This is a genomic window from Kitasatospora sp. NPDC056076, from assembly GCF_042266305.1.
Taxonomy (GTDB): Bacteria; Actinomycetota; Actinomycetes; order Streptomycetales; family Streptomycetaceae; genus Kitasatospora.
In genome coordinates, this window is sequence record NZ_JBHJWG010000040.1 from 20,258 (window position 1) to 36,920 (window position 16,663).

Consider the following 16,663-nt stretch of genomic DNA (forward strand, 5'->3'; position numbering starts at 1 on the left):
GTCGCCGCCCTGCGGGCGGGCCCTGAAGGCGGCTCAGGGCAGGGGTCGCCGCCAAGGAGCCGCATTGCTCTGGCGGGGACTCTAATGCCCAGATCGCCCGTGCCATAGCAATCGGGAGTGTGATCTGCAACCGACCTGGTCACCCGACCAGGATGGTCGTCAGATGGTCAGACCGAGGTCCTGGGCGAGGATCGCCGCCTGCACCCGGCTGCGCAGCCCCAGCTTCGCCAGGATCCGGCTGACGTGGGTCTTGGTGGTCGCCTCCGCCATCTCCAGCCGGAGCGCGATCTCCCCGTTGGACATCCCCGCCCCGAGACAGGCCAGCACCTCCCGCTCACGCGCGGTCAGGCCCGTCACCGCCGTCCGGGCCTCCGGTCCGACCGGCCGCCCGGGGCGGGCGAAGGTGCCGATCAGCCGCCTGGTCACCGAGGGCGCGAGCATGCCGTCCCCGCGCGCCACCGTGCGGATCCCCTCGACCAGGGTGTCCGCCTCCAGGTCCTTGAGCAGGAAGCCAGCCGCGCCGGCCCGCAGCGCGCCGTAGACGTACTCGTCCAGGTCGAAGGTGGTCAGCACCAGCACCTGGGCCGCGCCGGCGTCCACCACCTGGCGGGTCGCCGAGACGCCGTCCAGCCGGGGCATCTGCACGTCCATCAGCACCACGTCGGGGCGCAGCTCCAGGGCCAGCCGGACGGCCTCCTGCCCGTCGGCGGCCTGCCCGACCACCTCGAACCCGGGCTCGGCCCGCAGGATCATCACCAGCGCCGCCCGCACCGCCGCCTGGTCCTCGGCCACCAGTACCCGGATCGTCATGCCCGTCCCCCGCTCTCCCGGCCGCACGGCAGCTCCGCGCGCACCCTCCAGTACCCGTCCCGCGGCCCGGCCTCGAAGCTGCCGCCGAGCAGCGCGGCCCGCTCCGACATCCCCACCAGCCCGGCCCGGGCGCCGGGCAGTTCGCGGCCCGGCCCGCCGCGGTACGGGCTGTCGACCGCGATCCGCAGCGCGTCCGGGCCGAACTCCAGCCGCAGTGCGACCAGTCCGGGCCCGGCGTGCTTGAGCGCGTTGGTCAGCGACTCCTGCACGATCCGGTAGGCGGCCAGCCCGACCGGCACCGGGAGGTCGCCGCGCTCGCCGCTCTCGGTCAGCTCGAAGTCCAGTCCGACGTCCTGCCCGGCGGCCCGGGCCCCCTCCAGCAGGGCGTCCACCGCGGCGAGGTCGGGGGCCGCGTACGACTCGTCGGCCTCTCCCCCGCCGCTGTCCCGGAGCAGCCCGATCATGCGGCGCATTTCGGCCAATCCCTGGACGCTGTTCTCCCGGATCACCGCCAGCACCTCGACCAGCGGATCGCCCTCCGGCAACCGCCGCCGCCGGGCGGCCGACTGGGCGCCGGTGGCGTGGATCGCGATCGCCGACAGGTGGTTGGCCACCACGTCGTGCAACTCCCGCGCCATCCGGGCGCGTTCGGCGACGACCGCCTCGCGCCGGTCCATCTCCGAGAGCAGCGCGGTCTGTTCGGCCCGCAGCCGCTCGTTCTCCGCCTGCTCCCGGTGCTTGCGCACCAGGTCCCCGGTCCACACCGGCGCCAGGAACACCAGTGAGCCGACCACCACGACCAGCAGCCCGGCCGAGGTCCCGGCGACGTACCAGACCAGGCTGGAGAGCACCAGCACGGTCGCGCCGCCGGTCAGGTGCAGCACCCGCGACATCCGGCCGGTGCCGTAGAGCACCGCCGCGTACAGCAGGTCGGTGTACATGATCGTGGTCGCCAGCAGGCTGCCGGCGACCAGGCTGCCCGCGAAGGCCAGCCCGCCCAGCGACACCGCCAGCACCGGCCGGGTCCGCCGGACCAGTTCCAGCCCCGCCATCACCAGCAGCGGGGCCGTCACGGCCCACAGCGGCAGCCGGTCCGCCCGGTCGTAGACCTTGAAGGCGATCAGCACCGCGCCGCCGAGCAGCCCGCTCAGGGCGATCAGCCGGTCCATCCGGCGCGGGGCGAGGGAGGGTACGAGCACGCCCCCATCTCACCATCCCCGGCGGCCCGCCCGGCTCCGGTGCGCGGAGGAGCCCGCTACATCGAAAGGTGCAGGCCCGGACGGCACCGGGCGACGACGACAGCAGCGCGCCCGCGCACGAGGCTGGGGACACCGTCGGAACGACCGGGAGCAGAAAGTGATCGTCACCCTCATCGTCGCGGCCGAGATCTCCTGGTGGATCGTGCTCGGCCTCGCCCTCTCCGCCCGCTACCTGCTGCGGATGCGCCGCACCAGCACCGTGCTGCTGATCGGCCTGCCGGTGGTGGACCTCGCCCTGTACGCCCTCACCGTGCTGAACCTGCGCGGCGGCGCGCAGGCGGGGTGGACGCACGCCCTGGCCGCGAGCTACGCCGGTTTCTCGGTCGGCTACGGCCCCTCGCTGGTCGCCTGGGCCGACCGGCACTTCCTGCACCGCTTCGCCGGCGGCCCCGCGCCGCTGCCCTCGCCCACGTACGGCCCGGAGCGGACGGCGCACGAGTGGCGGATCGCCCGCCGGACGGTCGTCTCCGCCGTGATCACCCTGGCCCTGATCAGCCTGCTCGTCCCGCTGTCGGCCGGCTCCGCCCACTTCAGCGCCTTCACCCAGTGGTACTGGAAGCTGGGCATCGCGGCCGTGGTCAACGTGGTCGTGGCCGGCTGCTTCTCGCTCTGGCCCAAGGAGGCGCCGGCGGGCGTCACCGTGGTGGACGGCCGGGTGGTCGAGCGGCCCGCCCCGGAGAAGGCGTCCCAGGACGCCTCCTAGGGCAGGCCCTAGCGGTTCTCCCCCGGCACCCAGAGCACGTCGCCGCGCTCCTTGTTGGCCACCCGGGCCAGGATGAACAGCAGGTCGGACAGCCGGTTGAGGTACTTCGCGGTCAGCGGGTTGACGGAGTCCCCGTAGGCGTCGATCGCCGCCCAGGTCGAGCGCTCGGCCCGCCGCACGACCGTGCAGGCCAGGTGCAGGTGGGCGGCGCCGGGGGTGCCGCCGGGGAGGATGAAGCTGCGCAGCTTCTCCACCTGCTCCAGGTAGTGGTCGCAGTCCCCCTCCAGCCGGTCGACGTAGGACTGCAGCACCCGCAGCGGCGGGTACTTCGGGTCCTCGACCACGGGCGTGGAGAGGTCGGCGCCGACGTCGAACAGGTCGTTCTGGACCCGGACGAGCACGGCCGCGACGTCCTCGGGCAGTGCGCCGACCGCGAGGGCCACCCCGATCGCCGCGTTCGCCTCGTTGGCGTCCGCGTACGCCATCAGCCGCGGGTCGGTCTTGGTGGTCCGGCTCATGTCGCCGAGCGCGGTGCTGCCGTTGTCCCCGGTACGGGTGTAGATGCGCGTCAGATTGACCATGCGGCCAGCCTAGCCGGGCACGTTAGGCGACGTTAACCCTTTGCCCGGGGGGAGCCGCCTCCAGCCAGGCCAGGAAGCCGGTGAGCGCGTCCTCGCTCATCGCCAGCTCCAGCGGCGCCCCGTTGTGCAGGCAGCGCAGCACCACCGAGCCGGAGAGCAGCGCCAGCTCCTCCTGGCCCTCCGGGTAGCGCCGGCCGAGGACCTCGATCTCCCGGCGGGGCAGGACCTTGCGCGGGCGGGGGGCGTACGAGAAGACCCGGAACCACTCGATCGAGTCGCCGCTGTAGCGGCCGATACCAAAAACCCACCCCTTGCCGTCGGTCGGTGGGACCGGGGCGGAGGTGGGCTTGCCGTTCTCGTCGAGGTCGGGCTGCGTCGAGGCGTCGGCGGGCATTTTGAGCCGGTAACTGCAGTCGAACGTGCCGCCGACCCGCTGGATCAGGCGGCGGCGTACGGCGAAGGCCATCAGGCCGATCACTCCCAGCGCCACGACCGCCGCACACACCACAAGCGCGAGGACCATGCTCACCTACCTCCTCGCTACCCGCGTTCCCCGTTTCACGGCCGTCCCGGACGGCCGCGCTGACCTACCAACTACGACGACAGTCCCGGGGTCACGCTCGCGCGTCCCCGGGACCGTCGGTCGACCCCGCCAAGTCGGGGTCCGGCACACTCAGGCGTGGGCCTTGAGGCCGCGCGCCGCGAACAGCCGGACCTCGGCGCGACGCTCGGCGTGCGCGTCCAGGTCGGACTTGGCCTCCTCCAGCGCGCGCTCGGCACGCGCGACATCGATCTCGTCCGCCAGCTCGGCGATCTCCGCGAGCAGAGACAGCTTGTTGTCGGCGAAGGAGATGAAGCCGCCGTGCACCGCGGCGATGACGGTGCCGCCGTCCACCGTGCGGATGGTGACCGGACCGGTCTCCAGCACGCTCAGCACCGGGGTGTGGCCCGGCATGATGCCGGTGTCACCGGAGGCCGTACGGGCGACGACGATGGTGGCCGCACCGGACCACACCTTGCGGTCGGCTGCGACCAGCTCGACGTGCAGCTCAGCCAACGTGGGCTCCTAGGCTCATGCAACCCCCGATTACTCGGGAGTTTCGGTAAGAATAACGGCCCCGCGCCTCCGGCATGAAACCGGCGGCACGGATTTGACCGGAATCACAGCCGATGTGCCGCGAGGGGTGGTCCCCAGGCTCGGGGGCCACCCCTCACGGTCACTCAGCTGCTACCGGCCGCGATTACTTCTTCGCCAGCTCGGCGGCGTTCTTCTCGAGGTCCTCGATGCCACCGCACATGAAGAAGGCCTGCTCCGGAACGGAGTCGTACTTGCCGTCGGCGATCGAGTTGAAGGCCTCGATGGTCTCCGACAGCGGCACGGTCGAACCCTCGACACCGGTGAACTGCTTCGCCACGTAGGTGTTCTGCGAGAGGAAGCGCTCGATGCGACGGGCACGGTGGACCGTGATCTTGTCCTCTTCGGACAGCTCGTCCATACCGAGGATGGCGATGATGTCCTGGAGGTCCTTGTACTTCTGCAGGATCCCCTTGATACGGACGGCCGTCTCGTAGTGGGTGGCCGTGATGTACCGCGGGTCGAGGATGCGGGACGTGGAGTCCAGCGGGTCGACGGCCGGGTAGATGCCCTTCTCCGAGATCGGGCGCGACAGAACGGTCGTCGCGTCCAGGTGGGCGAAGGTGGTGGCCGGGGCCGGGTCGGTCAGGTCGTCCGCGGGGACGTAGATCGCCTGCATCGAGGTGATCGAGTGACCGCGGGTCGAGGTGATGCGCTCCTGGAGGAGGCCCATCTCGTCGGCCAGGTTCGGCTGGTAGCCCACCGCGGAGGGCATGCGGCCGAGCAGGGTCGACACCTCGGAACCGGCCTGGGTGAACCGGAAGATGTTGTCGATGAAGAGGAGCACGTCCTGCTTCTCGACGTCACGGAAGTACTCCGCCATGGTCAGCGCGGAGAGCGCGACGCGCAGACGGGTGCCCGGCGGCTCGTCCATCTGGCCGAAGACCAGCGCGGTCTTGTCCAGGACGCCCGAGTCGACCATCTCGTCGATGAGGTCGTTGCCCTCACGGGTGCGCTCGCCGACGCCGGCGAACACCGACACACCACCGAAGTTCTCGGCGACGCGGTAGATCATCTCCTGGATCAGAACGGTCTTGCCGACACCGGCACCACCGAACAGACCGATCTTGCCACCCGTGACGTACGGGGTGAGCAGGTCGATGACCTTGATGCCGGTCTCGAACATCTCGGTCTTGGACTCGAGGTCCTTGAACTCGGGGGCCTTGCGGTGGATCGGCCAGCGGACCTCGACCTGCTTGTCGAACTCCGCCTTGTCGACGTTCAGCACGTCACCGAGGGCGTTGAACACCTTGCCCTTGGTGATCTGGCCGACCGGCACCGAGATGGCGGAGCCGGTGTCGGTGACCTGCGAACCGCGGACCAGGCCGTCGGTCGGCTGCATCGAGATGCCGCGGATCAGGCCGTCGCCGAGGTGCTGGGCGACCTCGAGGGTGAGGGTCTTCTTGCCCGAGCCGTCGGGGTTGTCCACCTCGACGTGCAGGGCGTTGAACATGTCCGGAATCGCGTCGACGGGGAACTCCACGTCGACGACCGGGCCGATGACCCGCGCGACGCGGCCCGTCGCCGTGGTCGGCTCAACAGTGGTGGTCATACTCATTCGCTCCCGCGGCTAGCGTCGGCGAGGGCGTTGGCGCCGCCGACGATCTCGCTGATTTCCTGGGTGATCTCGGCCTGACGGGCCGAGTTGGCAAGCCGCGTGAGCGACTTGATGAGCTCGCCGGCATTGTCCGTCGCGCTCTTCATCGCGCGGCGGCGGGCGGCGTGCTCGGAAGCGGCCGACTGCAGCAGCGCGTTGTAGATCCGGCTCTCGACGTACCGCGGCAGCAGCGCGTCGAGCACGCCCTCCGCCGACGGTTCGAAGTCGTACAGCGGGAAGATCTCCGACTTGGCCGGCGTCTGGTCGCTGAGCTGGACCTCGTCCAGCTTCAGCGGCAGCAGCCGCGCCGCGACCGCGTCCTGCGTCAGCATGGACACGAACTCGGTCGAGACCACGTGGAGTTCGTCCACGCCGCCGGTCTCGGCCGTGAAGGCCTCGATCAGCTCGGCCGCCACCGTCTTCGCGTCACCGTAGGTCGGCTTGTCCGAGAAGCCCGTCCACGAGTTCCCCACCGCCAGGTTGCGGAAGGTGTAGTACGACAGACCCTTCCGACCGACGATGTAGGTCACGACGTCCTTGCCCTCGCCGCGCAGGCGCTCGGAGAGCGTCAGCGAGGCCTTGATGGCGTTGGACGAGTAACCGCCGGCCAGGCCGCGGTCCGCCGTGATCAGCAGGACCGCCGCGCGGGTGGCGTTCGGGTTCTCGGTGGTGAGCGGGTGCTTGGCGTTGGACCGGGTGGCCACCGCCGTCACCGCCCGGGTGAGCTCATCGGCGTACGGAGCGGAGGCCGCCACCGCGCGCTGCGCCTTGCCGATGCGCGCCGCGGAGATCATCTCCATCGCCTTGGTGATCTTCTTCGTCGCGGTGACAGAGCGGATCCGGCGCTTGTAGACCCGAAGCTGTGCTCCCATGGGTCGTTACGTCCTTTCCCTCGCTACCGGACTCAGGCCTGCTCGGAGAGCAGCTTGCCGTCGGCGGTCTGGTACCCCTGCTTGAACGACTCGATCGCGCCGGTCAGGGCGTCGACGGTGCCGTCGGCCAGCAGGCCGGTCTCGACGATGCCGGCGAGCAGGTCCTTGTGCTGCAGGCGGACGAAGTCGAGGAACTCGCGCTCGAAGCGGCGGATCTCCGCGACCGGGACGTCGTCCAGCTTGCCGGTGGTGCCGGCCCAGATGGAGACGACCTGCTCCTCGACCGGGAACGGCTGGTACTGGCCCTGCTTGAGCAGCTCGACCATGCGCGCACCGCGCTCCAGCTGGGCCTTGGAGGCCGCGTCCAGGTCGGAGCCGAAGCCGGCGAAGGCCTCCAGCTCACGGTACTGGGCGAGGTCCAGGCGCAGACGGCCGGCGACCGAGCGCATGGCCTTGATCTGGGCGGAGCCACCGACGCGGGAGACCGAGATACCGACGTTCACGGCCGGGCGGATGCCGGCGTTGAACAGGTCGGACTCCAGGAAGCACTGGCCGTCGGTGATGGAGATGACGTTGGTCGGGATGTACGCCGAGACGTCGTTGGCCTTGGTCTCGATGATCGGCAGACCGGTCATCGAGCCGCCGCCGAGGGCGTCGTTCAGCTTCGCGCAGCGCTCCAGCAGGCGGGAGTGCAGGTAGAAGACGTCACCCGGGTAGGCCTCGCGCCCCGGCGGGCGGCGCAGCAGCAGGGAGACGGAACGGTAGGCCTCGGCCTGCTTCGACAGGTCGTCGAAGATGATCAGGACGTGCTTGCCGTCGTACATCCACTCCTGGCCGATGGCCGAACCGGTGTACGGCGCCAGGTACTTGAAGCCGGCCGGGTCGGACGCGGGAGCGGCCACGATGGTGGTGTACTCCAGCGCGCCGGCCTCCTCCAGGGCGCCGCGGACGGACGCGATGGTGGAGCCCTTCTGGCCCACGGCGACGTAGATGCAGCGGACCTGCTTCTCCGGGTCGCCCGAGCGCCAGTTGTCGCGCTGGTTGATGATCGTGTCGACGGCCACCGCGGTCTTGCCGGTCTGGCGGTCACCGATGATCAGCTGACGCTGGCCACGGCCGATCGGGGTCATCGCGTCGATGGCCTTGATACCGGTCTGCAGCGGCTGCTTGACCGACTTGCGGGCCATGACGCCGGGGGCCTGCAGCTCAAGGGCGCGACGGCCGCTGGCGGCGATCTCGCCGAGGCCGTCGATCGGGTTGCCCAGCGGGTCCACGACGCGGCCGAGGTAGCCGTCGCCGACCGGAACCGAGAGGACCTCGCCGGTGCGGCGCACGGTCTGGCCCTCTTCGATACCGCCGAACTCACCGAGGACGACGACACCGATCTCGCGGGTGTCGAGGTTCAGCGCGAGGCCGAGCGTGCCGTCCTCGAACTTCAGCAGCTCGTTCGCCATGACCGAGGGCAGGCCCTCGACATGCGCGATGCCGTCCGCCGCGTCAGTGACCGTGCCGACCTCTTCCACAGAAGCGGCGTCCGGCTGGTACGACTGGACAAAGTCGGCCAGCGCGTCCCGGATCTCCTCCGGACGGATCGTAAGCTCCGCCATCAGGCTTCCCTGCTCTCCTAGTTTGCGATCCTCGGCCCGCCGTTGAGGGCCGGCCGCAAGTACTCGACTCTCGGCCGGGTCGTATGAACCGGCCGTACGTTTTGCCGACTCCTTGGGGAGCCGGTTTCCCGACCGAGGGTCGGATGTGCTGCTCGGTCCTGCTCAGCCTTCGAGCGACTGGCGAGCGCCTTCGAGGCGGCTCGACACGGTGCCGTCGATGATCTCGTCGCCGATCTGCACCCGGACACCACCGACGACCTCGGGGTCGACGTCGATGTTCAGGTGGACCTGGCGGCCGTACATCCGGCCCAGAGCACCGCTGAGACGCTCCTTCTGGGTGTCCGACAGCGGCACCGCGCTGGTGACCAGGGCCACCATGCGGCCGCGGCGCGCGGAGGCGAGCTTCGAGTAGGACTCGAGGCCCTGCTCCAGGCTACGACCACGCGGCGCGTTGACGAGGGCGGTGACCAGCCGCACGGTGCCCGCGTTGGCGCGGCCGCCGAGCAGCTTGTTGATCAGCGCGGTCTTCGCGACGGCGCCGGCCTTCGGCTCGGTGAGCGCGGCGCGCAGCTCGTGCGAGCCGCTCACCACCCGGCCGAAGCGGAACAGCTCGTCCTCGACGTCGTCCAGGGCGCCGGCCTTGTCCGCGGCGATGACCTCGGCGTAGGCGGCGAGCTCCTCGGTCGCGTCCACCAGGTCACGCGCACCCGACCAGCGGGACCGGACCAGTCCGGAGACCAGGTCGACGGTCTCGCCCGAGACCTGACCGGTCAGCAGCGAGGTGACCAGCTGGGCCTTGTCCTGACCCGACCGGGACGGGTCGGTCAGGACGCGGCGCAGCGACACCTCGCGGTCCAGCACGACCGTGACGGCGGCGAGCTCCTCGGCCAGCTTGGCCGCGTCCACCGAGGTGGAGTCGGTCAGGCTGTCCAGGTTCTTCCGGCCGGCGGCGAGCGCCTCGCGGCTGGCGCCGATCACTTGGCCGCGCCCTGAGCCACGGTGGCCTTGGCCTCGAGCTCGTTCAGGAAGCGGTCGATCACGCCGCTCTGCCGGGCGTTGTCCTCGAGGGACTCGCCGACGATGCGGGAAGCCAGCTGGGTGGCCAGCGAACCCACGTCCTGACGCAGGGCGGCAGTCGCCTGCTTCTTGTCGGCCTCGATCTGGGCGTGGCCGGCGGCGACGATGGCCTCGCGCTGACGCTGGCCCTCCTCGCGCATCTCGGTGAGCTGGGCGGCGCCCTGCTCGCGAGCCTGCTCGACGATGCGGGCGGCCTCGTGGCGCGCCTCGGCGAGCTCGGCGCGGTACTGCTCAAGCAGGGCCTGGGCCTCGGCCTGAGCGGCCTCGGCACGCTCCATGCCGCCTTCGATGGCGTCCCGACGCTCCGACAGCACCTTCTCGATGCTGGGGAGGAGCTTCTTGCCGAGCAGACCGAAGACGATGAAGAAGCAGAGCAGGCCGATGATGACCTCGGGCCACGCGGGAAGCAGGGGGTTCATCTTCTCCCCCTCCTCCGCGAGGTTAGCCACGAAACTCATATCTGGACCTTCCTCGAAAGGGTCTAACGGCGGGGAATTACTTGCCGGCGCCGAAGACGAACGGCATGACGATGCCGATGAGGGCGAGCGCCTCGGTCAGCGCGAAGCCGATGAACATGTTGGAGCGGATCAGGCCGGCAGCCTCGGGCTGACGGGCCATGGCCTGGACACCGTTACCGAAGATGAGACCAACACCGATGCCGGGGCCGATCGCGGCGAGGCCGTAACCGATCGAGGCGACGGAACCGTAGACCTCAGCGAGGTTCTGCATTTCAGCTTGTCCTTTGCGGGGTGGTGGACCGGTGGTGGTTGGCCACCGGGCGTTCGGGAGGGGAAGCAGCCGGGGCTGCGAGGCTCAGTGCGCTTCTTCCAGGGCACCGGCGATGTAGCTGCTGGCCAGCATCACGAAGATGTAGGCCTGCAGGAACTGCACCAGCAGCTCGAAGGCGGTGAGGCCGACGGCGACCACGAAGGAGGCCGAGCCGTACAGCGCGCCCAGGGTCGGGCTGAGCAGGTACCAGGAGGCGACGGAGAACATCACGACCAGCAGGTGGCCCGCGAACATGTTCGCGAAGGCTCGGACCGCCAGGGTGAAGGGGCGCACGAAGATGTTCGAGAAGAACTCGATCGGGACCAGGATGAACATGACCCAGCCGGGGATGCCCGACGGCCAGCAGAGGTTCTTCAGACCGCCGACGAAGCCGTGCTTCTTGAAGGTCAGCGTCATGTAGGTGATCCACACGACCGCGGCCAGGCCCGCGGGGAAGGCGATCGACGCCGTCACCGGGAACTGCGCGAACGGGATGATCGACATGATGTTCATCAACCAGACGAAGAAGAACATCGAGACCAGCATCGGAACGTACTTCTCGCCGTTCTTGCCGATCGTCTCCATCACGATGGAGCGCTTGACGAAGTCGTAACCGATCTCGCCGACCAGCTGCAGCTTGCCGGGGACCAGTCGCGGCTTGGCGAAGGCGGCCCAGAAGAACACGACGACCAGCAGCGCGACGATGATCGACAGCAGCATCGGCTTGTTGAAGTCGATGCCGCCGACCGAGAAGATCGGCTTGAACTGGAACTCGTTCAGACCCGGGGCCGGGAAGCCGCAGCCAGCGTCCCCGAAGTGGCAACTGCCTGAGGCGAGGGACGTGAGTTCAGCACTCACCACGGACTCCTTCGTCGTGACGCATGGTTACGGCAACCTCGGTGTGTCGGCGTGGCCTGCGACCACGGAGCGGCACTGGAACTTGATGGGTATCTCGCCGACCCCGCACGACGGCGCGCTGCGCTGCTGCGGGATCATCGAAGACTGCGCGGGTCCGGGGGGCGATCAGTCCGCGATCCGGACAGACCAGGCCTCTTCCCGTACTCCGTTGTTGCGACGGACGATAGCAGCCCGTCAGTGCGGCATAAACACCGCCCCCCTCGTTGGGGGGACAGTTGGGCCTCGTCACTGTTGACGACCCTTGTCGGAGGGCTTGTCACCCTTGCTTTCCGAGGCGTGAGGGTCGACGTAGAACATCTTGGCCTTGAGTGCGCCGCGCACCTGGAAGCCGGTGAAGATCAGCACGCAGCCGATCAGCGTGAACGCGAAGGTCTGCCGGTTGAAGAGGTCGGTGTCCTTGAAGACCGCCAGGACGATGCCGACCAGCAGGATCTGGGTGGTGTACACCAGCAGCGCCGCGGCCATCATGATCTGCGGGTTCGACCTGGTCAGCCGGTCGAGCGCGATCTGGCCGGAGCTGAAGAAGGCCAGGACGAGCAGGGCGCCGAAGAGGGCGCCGAGCAGGCCCTTCCCACCGGCGACGGCGAAGGAGATCGCCATGGCGATGATCCCGGCGACCGCAGTGGGAATCGCGGCGCCTCGGAGGACCCGGGCGTCGGGGGACGGCATGTCGGCAGCTCCGGCGGCATGTCGATGTGGCGGGGGACGGGCACAGATGGTGGCGGGGTGACACCGGACCGAGTGGCCGCCGCCGGACCGCCCGCGGTGAGCGGCGGATCCGTCGAAGGAGACCGACCAGGGACGGAAGTCCTCCACCTGTCAGGTCTTTCGGCGCGTTCTCGGTACTCGTGAACGGTATCACAAACTATTTGATGAGAGCTTTACCATGAATGTGTGGCTCCTGTCACACTGATGGCGCAACGAATCCGCCGTACGGGTGAGCCCATTTGACGGATCGTCAACTTCGGTGTCACCGGCGGCCGGTGGCCTTGTGGTGGTCGGCGGACGCGGAGGACCCGTGGCCCGCTTCACCCAGAAGTTGCTTGTCCTTCGCCGACAGTTCGGCCATCGGGGCGGACGACGAGCGCCGCCGGTACCGCGGCGGGACGAAGGACTGCACCGCCCGGGGCGCCCGCGGCCGGAACCGCGGCGTCAGCAGGACCACCAGGCCGACCAGGCAGAGCCCGGCGAGGGTCAGCACCACCGTGCGGCCGGTCTTGGTCACCGAGAAGGCGACCGTGCCGAAGGCGATCAGCGCGGCCCAGAAGTACATGATCAGCACGGCCCGGCTGTGCGAGTGCCCGACCTGGAGCAGCCGGTGGTGCAGGTGGCGCTTGTCGGCGGCGAACGGGGACTGGCCGGCCCAGGTGCGGCGCACCACCGCGAGCAGCAGGTCGGCCAGCGGCAGCGCGATGACCGTCAGCGGCAGCAGCAGCGGGATGTAGATCGGCACCAGGGTGTGCACGGTGGCGGTCTGCGAACCGGTCTCGCTGTTGATCAGGTCCGGGTCGACCCGGCCGGTGATCGAGATCGCGGCGACGGCCAGCATCAGGCCGAGCATCATCGAGCCGGAGTCACCCATGAAGATCCGCGCGGGGTGCATGTTGTGCGCCAGGAAGCCCAGGCACATGCCGATCAGCAGCACGCTGAACAGCACGGCGGGGGCCGCGTCGGAGATCGTGTAGCCGTACCAGAGCCGGTAGCTGTACAGGAAGAAGGCCATCGCGGCGATGCAGACCATGCCGCCCGCCAGGCCGTCCAGCCCGTCGATGAAGTTCACCGCGTTGACCATGACGACGACCAGGGTGACCGAGATGACCATGCCCTGGGTCGGGCTCACCGCGACCGAACCGACGCCGGGCACCGGGAGGCTGATCACCGTGACGCCCTGCCAGACCATCACGCCGGCGGCGATCATCTGGCCGCCCAGCTTGACCAGGGCGTCCACGCCCCACTTGTCGTCCAGCACCCCCAGCAGGAACATGATCCCGGCGCCGGACAGCAGCGCGCGGATGTCACTGCCCCCGTTGAACACCTTGCTCAGGTTGTCCAGCTGGGAGGCGACCAGGATGCCCGCGCACAGTCCGCCGAACATCGCGATGCCGCCGAGCCGCGGAGTGGGCTCGCGGTGCACGTCGCGGGCGCGGACCGGGGGCATCGCGCCCGCCGCGATGGCGAACTTCCGGACCGGACCGGTCAACAGGTAGGTGACGGCGGCGGTGCAGAAAAGCACCAGCAGATACTCACGCACCACTGGCCTCCTGCATCACTGTCGAACGGGGAGGTACCGAAGGTACTCCCCTGCCTTCCCGGGGTTCGAGGTGCGTCGCCACGGCACACACCTTATTGAGTCGGACGCCCGGGACGTGCATCGCGGTTCGCTCTCCCGGGTAGGAGATCCGAATACCTGTGGACCCGCGGGCCTCAGACTCCCCCGGCGAAGGCCGCCGCCAGCTCCCGGACCCGCGCCGCGACCGGCCCCGGGGCCTCCCCGGCGAGCAGCCGGGCGATCAGGGCGGCGATCGCGGTCAGCTCCGCCTCCCCCATCCCCTGGCTGGTCACGGTACCCGTGCCCAGCCTGATCCCGGAGGTGTCGGCGGCCGGCGCCGGGTCGTACGGCAGTGCGCACTTGCCGAGCAGCAACCCGGCCGCCGCGCAGCGCCGTTCGGCCTCCGCGCCGGTCACGCCGAGCGGGCTGACGTCGGCGGTCACCAGGTGGGTGTCGGTACCGCCCGTCAGAGGGCGCATTCCGGCCTCTGCGAGCCCCCTGGCGAGCGCCTGCGCCCCGGACACCGCCCGCTGGGCGTACTCCTGGTAGGCGGGCGTTCCGGCCTCTGCGAGGGCCACCGCCTTGCCGGCCACCTCGTTCATCGCCGCGCCGCCCTGGCTGAACGGGAACACCGCCCGGTCGATCCGCTCGGCCAGCTCCGCGGTGGACAGCAGCAGACCGCCGCGCGGGCCGCGCAGCAGCTTGTGGGTGGCGGCCACCGTGACGTCCGCGTACGGCACCGGGGAGGGCGCCACACCGGCCGCGACCAGGCCGGTGGTCTGCGCGACGGAGGCGATCAGATAGGCGTCCACCTCGTCGGCGATCTCCCGGAAGGCCGCCCAGTCCGGGTGCCGGGGGTGGGAGATCGAGCCCGCCACGACGGCCTTCGGGCGGTGCCGCCGGGCCAGCTCGCGCACCTGGTCGAGGTCGATCAGGCCGTCGTCCGCGCGCACGCCGTAGCCGGTGAACTCGAACCAGCGGCCGGAGAAGTTGGCCCGCGAGCCGCAGCTGAGGTGGCCGCCGTGCTCCAGCGACATCGCCAGCACCCCGTCACCGGGCCGCAGCAGCGCCGCGTAGGCCGCGAGCATCGCCGAAGTCGCCGAGCGGGGCTGGACGTTGGCGTGCGGCGCGGCGAACAGCGCGCGGGCCCGGTCGATCGCCAGCAGCTCCGCGGCGTCCGCCAGCGCGCAGCCGGTGTGGTGCCGGCGGCCGGGGTAGCCCTCGGCGTACTTGTCGATCAGCGGCCCGGTCAGCGCCGCCAGCACGGCGGGCGAGGTGAGGTTCTCCCCCGCCAGCAGCTGAATCGTTTCGGCGCGCCGCTCGGACTCGGCGGCCAGCAGGTCGGCGATCTGCGGATCCGCCCGGTGCAGCGCCTCGGACGCCCACGGGCGCCCCGTCGTCGTGGTCGGGCCGGTCGCGGCATCGGTGACGGTCATGGCAGGGCTCCCGGGCGCGGCAGGGACGGTGCCCCCAGCGTAGGACCGCCGCCCCCGTACGGCCCGCCGAGAAGGGGCCGTTCGGGCCCGTCATCTGGCGCTCGGCTCGCTCTGTTTGTCTGGCGCTCGGCTCGCCTCCGGGCCGCTCTCACCCGGTGCCGACGGTCGGCGCTCCAATGCCCCTCTCCCCCAGCCTTCGGCCGGGGGTACCCCCATCTCGGGGCCTCCTCGCTTCTCCCTTTCGGCACCGGCGCGGCCCTTCGGCTCGCTCGCGCGGCTCACTCGGGCGCGTCAGCGCGGCGCGGGCACGCCCGTCAGCGCGGTGACCACCGGGTCGACCGCGTGGAATATCTCCTCGCCGCAGTTGCGGAACATGCCGATCGGAGCGCCGTACGGGTCGTCCACCTCGTCGGACTCCGGGGTCGCGGCCAGCAGCCAGCCGCGCAGCGCGGCGGCGGCCCGCACCAGGGCGCGGGCCCGCTCGGTGACGTCGGCGCCACGGCGCGGGTCGGGCAGGGTGCCCGGGTCGATCGTCCGGACCAGCCGGGTGAACTCCTTCATCGTGAAGGTGCGCAGGCCCGCCTCGTGGCCCATCGAGATCACCTGGGCGCGGTGGTCCAGGGTCGCGGTCAGCACCAGGTCGGCCTCGACCACGTGCTCGTCCAGCAGCTCCCGGCCGGTGAAGCCACCGCTGTCGGCGCCGTACTCGTCGAGCACGGTCGCCGCGTGGTCCTCCATCGGCGCCCCCACGTGGCCCCAGGTGCCGGCGCTCTCCACCAGGATCCGCCCGGCCACCCGGGGACTCAGCCGGGTGTCCAGCTCACGCCGGGTGAGCCGCTCGGCTATCGGCGAGCGGCAGATGTTCCCCGTACAGACGAACAGGATCCGGAAGTGGTCCAGCGGCCTGGGACCCACGCTCAGGTACGGCGCTATGCCGGGCCCGTCATGGAGCGAGGCGGTGGGTGTCAACTTCCGGCCTCCAGGTCGGGGACGACCTCCCTCAGCTGCTCGATGCTGATCGCCCCGGCCCGCAGGAGCACGGGCACCTTGCCGGTCACGTCGACGATGGACGAGGCGGTGGCGTGGTCGGCCCTGCCGCCGTCCAGGTAGACCGAGATCGCGTCGCCCAGCTGGGCCTGCGCCTCGTCACAGGTCGCCGGGGACGGGCCGCCGGTCTTGTTGGCGCTGGAGACCGCGAGCGGGCCCGTGCTGTTCAGCAGCTCGATGGCGACCGGGTGCAACGGCATCCGGACCGCGACGGTGCCGCGGGTCTCGCCGAGGTCCCAGCGCAGCGAGGGCTGGTGCTTGGCGACCAGGGTGAGGCCGCCGGGCCAGAACGCGTCGACCAGTTCCCAGGCCTGCTCGGAGAAGTCGGTGACCAGGCCGTGCAGGGTGGTCGGCGAGCCGACCAGGACGGGCGAGGGCATGTTGCGGCCACGGCCCTTGGCGGCCAGCAGCTCGCCGACGGCCTCCGGGGAGAAGGCGTCCGCACCGACCCCGTACAGGGTGTCGGTGGGCAGCACGACGAGTTCGCCGCGGCGGATGGCCGATGCGGCCTCCCGCAGGCCGGTGGCGCGGTCCCCGGCGTCGGCACAGTCGTAGCGGCGGCTCATCGGTGCGGTCCCCTTCCG

General features: G+C 70.5%; 18 protein-coding genes. 1 reads left to right on the plus strand and 17 read right to left on the minus strand.

Annotated elements, in window-relative coordinates; translation table 11 throughout:
* Window positions 1-159: 159 nt before the first annotated feature.
* Both ACFC1T_RS28265 and ACFC1T_RS28270 read right to left on the minus strand, forming a co-directional pair.
* Window positions 160-810 (minus strand): response regulator, encoded by a 651-nt coding sequence (locus tag ACFC1T_RS28265; RefSeq protein WP_375892959.1) that lies wholly within the window; start codon window positions 808-810, stop codon window positions 160-162.
* Window positions 807-2,009 carry a sensor histidine kinase gene (locus ACFC1T_RS28270; RefSeq protein WP_375892961.1) on the minus strand — a complete coding sequence of 401 codons (1,203 nt, stop codon included), beginning with the start codon at window positions 2,007-2,009 and terminating at the stop codon, window positions 807-809. The genes ACFC1T_RS28265 and ACFC1T_RS28270 overlap by 4 nt, the downstream gene beginning before the upstream one ends.
* Before the next feature lie 157 nt (window positions 2,010-2,166).
* Here ACFC1T_RS28270 and ACFC1T_RS28275 point away from each other — a divergent pair, with 157 nt between their 5' ends.
* Complete coding sequence (locus ACFC1T_RS28275) at window positions 2,167-2,772, plus strand: hypothetical protein (RefSeq protein WP_375892963.1); 606 nt, start codon at window positions 2,167-2,169, stop codon at window positions 2,770-2,772.
* Between the two features lie 8 nt (window positions 2,773-2,780).
* Here the strand turns inward: ACFC1T_RS28275 and ACFC1T_RS28280 are convergent, their stop codons facing one another.
* From ACFC1T_RS28280 to ACFC1T_RS28350, 15 genes are all read right to left on the minus strand, one after another.
* Entirely contained in the window at window positions 2,781-3,353 is a 573-nt protein-coding gene (locus ACFC1T_RS28280; RefSeq protein WP_375892965.1) for a cob(I)yrinic acid a,c-diamide adenosyltransferase, read from the minus strand.
* Between the two features lie 22 nt (window positions 3,354-3,375).
* Window positions 3,376-3,876, minus strand: coding sequence for a DUF2550 domain-containing protein (locus ACFC1T_RS28285; protein WP_030057523.1), 501 nt, complete (start codon window positions 3,874-3,876; stop codon window positions 3,376-3,378).
* Between the two features lie 150 nt (window positions 3,877-4,026).
* Window positions 4,027-4,410, minus strand: a complete 384-nt coding sequence (locus ACFC1T_RS28290) for a F0F1 ATP synthase subunit epsilon (protein ID WP_375892967.1) — start codon at window positions 4,408-4,410, stop codon at window positions 4,027-4,029.
* Window positions 4,411-4,594: 184 nt separating this feature from the next.
* On the minus strand, window positions 4,595-6,040 hold the full coding sequence (gene atpD / locus ACFC1T_RS28295; RefSeq protein WP_375892969.1) for a F0F1 ATP synthase subunit beta: 1,446 nt from the start codon (window positions 6,038-6,040) through the stop codon (window positions 4,595-4,597).
* A gap of 2 nt (window positions 6,041-6,042) precedes the next feature.
* Window positions 6,043-6,957, minus strand: a complete 915-nt coding sequence (locus tag ACFC1T_RS28300; RefSeq protein WP_375892970.1) for a F0F1 ATP synthase subunit gamma — start codon at window positions 6,955-6,957, stop codon at window positions 6,043-6,045.
* A gap of 32 nt (window positions 6,958-6,989) precedes the next feature.
* The gene (gene atpA, locus ACFC1T_RS28305; RefSeq protein ID WP_375892972.1) at window positions 6,990-8,564 is read right to left on the minus strand and encodes a F0F1 ATP synthase subunit alpha; all 1,575 of its coding nucleotides are present in this window, start codon (window positions 8,562-8,564) and stop codon (window positions 6,990-6,992) included.
* Window positions 8,565-8,726: 162 nt separating this feature from the next.
* Entirely contained in the window at window positions 8,727-9,542 is an 816-nt protein-coding gene (locus ACFC1T_RS28310; RefSeq protein ID WP_375892974.1) for a F0F1 ATP synthase subunit delta, read from the minus strand.
* Entirely contained in the window at window positions 9,539-10,099 is a 561-nt protein-coding gene (locus tag ACFC1T_RS28315; protein ID WP_375892975.1) for a F0F1 ATP synthase subunit B, read from the minus strand. Before ACFC1T_RS28315 ends, ACFC1T_RS28310 begins: the two co-directional genes overlap by 4 nt.
* Before the next feature lie 37 nt (window positions 10,100-10,136).
* Window positions 10,137-10,370, minus strand: coding sequence for an ATP synthase F0 subunit C (gene atpE / locus ACFC1T_RS28320; protein WP_350504378.1), 234 nt, complete (start codon window positions 10,368-10,370; stop codon window positions 10,137-10,139).
* Window positions 10,371-10,454: 84 nt separating this feature from the next.
* The gene (atpB, locus tag ACFC1T_RS28325; RefSeq protein WP_375892976.1) at window positions 10,455-11,267 is read right to left on the minus strand and encodes a F0F1 ATP synthase subunit A; all 813 of its coding nucleotides are present in this window, start codon (window positions 11,265-11,267) and stop codon (window positions 10,455-10,457) included.
* A gap of 285 nt (window positions 11,268-11,552) precedes the next feature.
* Window positions 11,553-11,996 carry a hypothetical protein gene (locus tag ACFC1T_RS28330; protein ID WP_375892977.1) on the minus strand — a complete coding sequence of 148 codons (444 nt, stop codon included), beginning with the start codon at window positions 11,994-11,996 and terminating at the stop codon, window positions 11,553-11,555.
* Window positions 11,997-12,297: 301 nt separating this feature from the next.
* Window positions 12,298-13,578, minus strand: coding sequence for an MraY family glycosyltransferase (locus ACFC1T_RS28335; protein ID WP_375892979.1), 1,281 nt, complete (start codon window positions 13,576-13,578; stop codon window positions 12,298-12,300).
* Window positions 13,579-13,751: 173 nt separating this feature from the next.
* Window positions 13,752-15,032: a serine hydroxymethyltransferase gene (gene glyA / locus ACFC1T_RS28340; protein WP_375892981.1), complete on the minus strand. Its 1,281-nt coding sequence runs from the start codon at window positions 15,030-15,032 to the stop codon at window positions 13,752-13,754.
* A 291-nt stretch (window positions 15,033-15,323) separates the two neighbouring features.
* Window positions 15,324-15,965 carry a protein-tyrosine-phosphatase gene (locus ACFC1T_RS28345; RefSeq protein ID WP_360233710.1) on the minus strand — a complete coding sequence of 214 codons (642 nt, stop codon included), beginning with the start codon at window positions 15,963-15,965 and terminating at the stop codon, window positions 15,324-15,326.
* Between the two features lie 32 nt (window positions 15,966-15,997).
* Entirely contained in the window at window positions 15,998-16,645 is a 648-nt protein-coding gene (locus ACFC1T_RS28350) for an L-threonylcarbamoyladenylate synthase (RefSeq protein ID WP_375892982.1), read from the minus strand.
* Window positions 16,646-16,663: the final 18 nt, after the last annotated feature.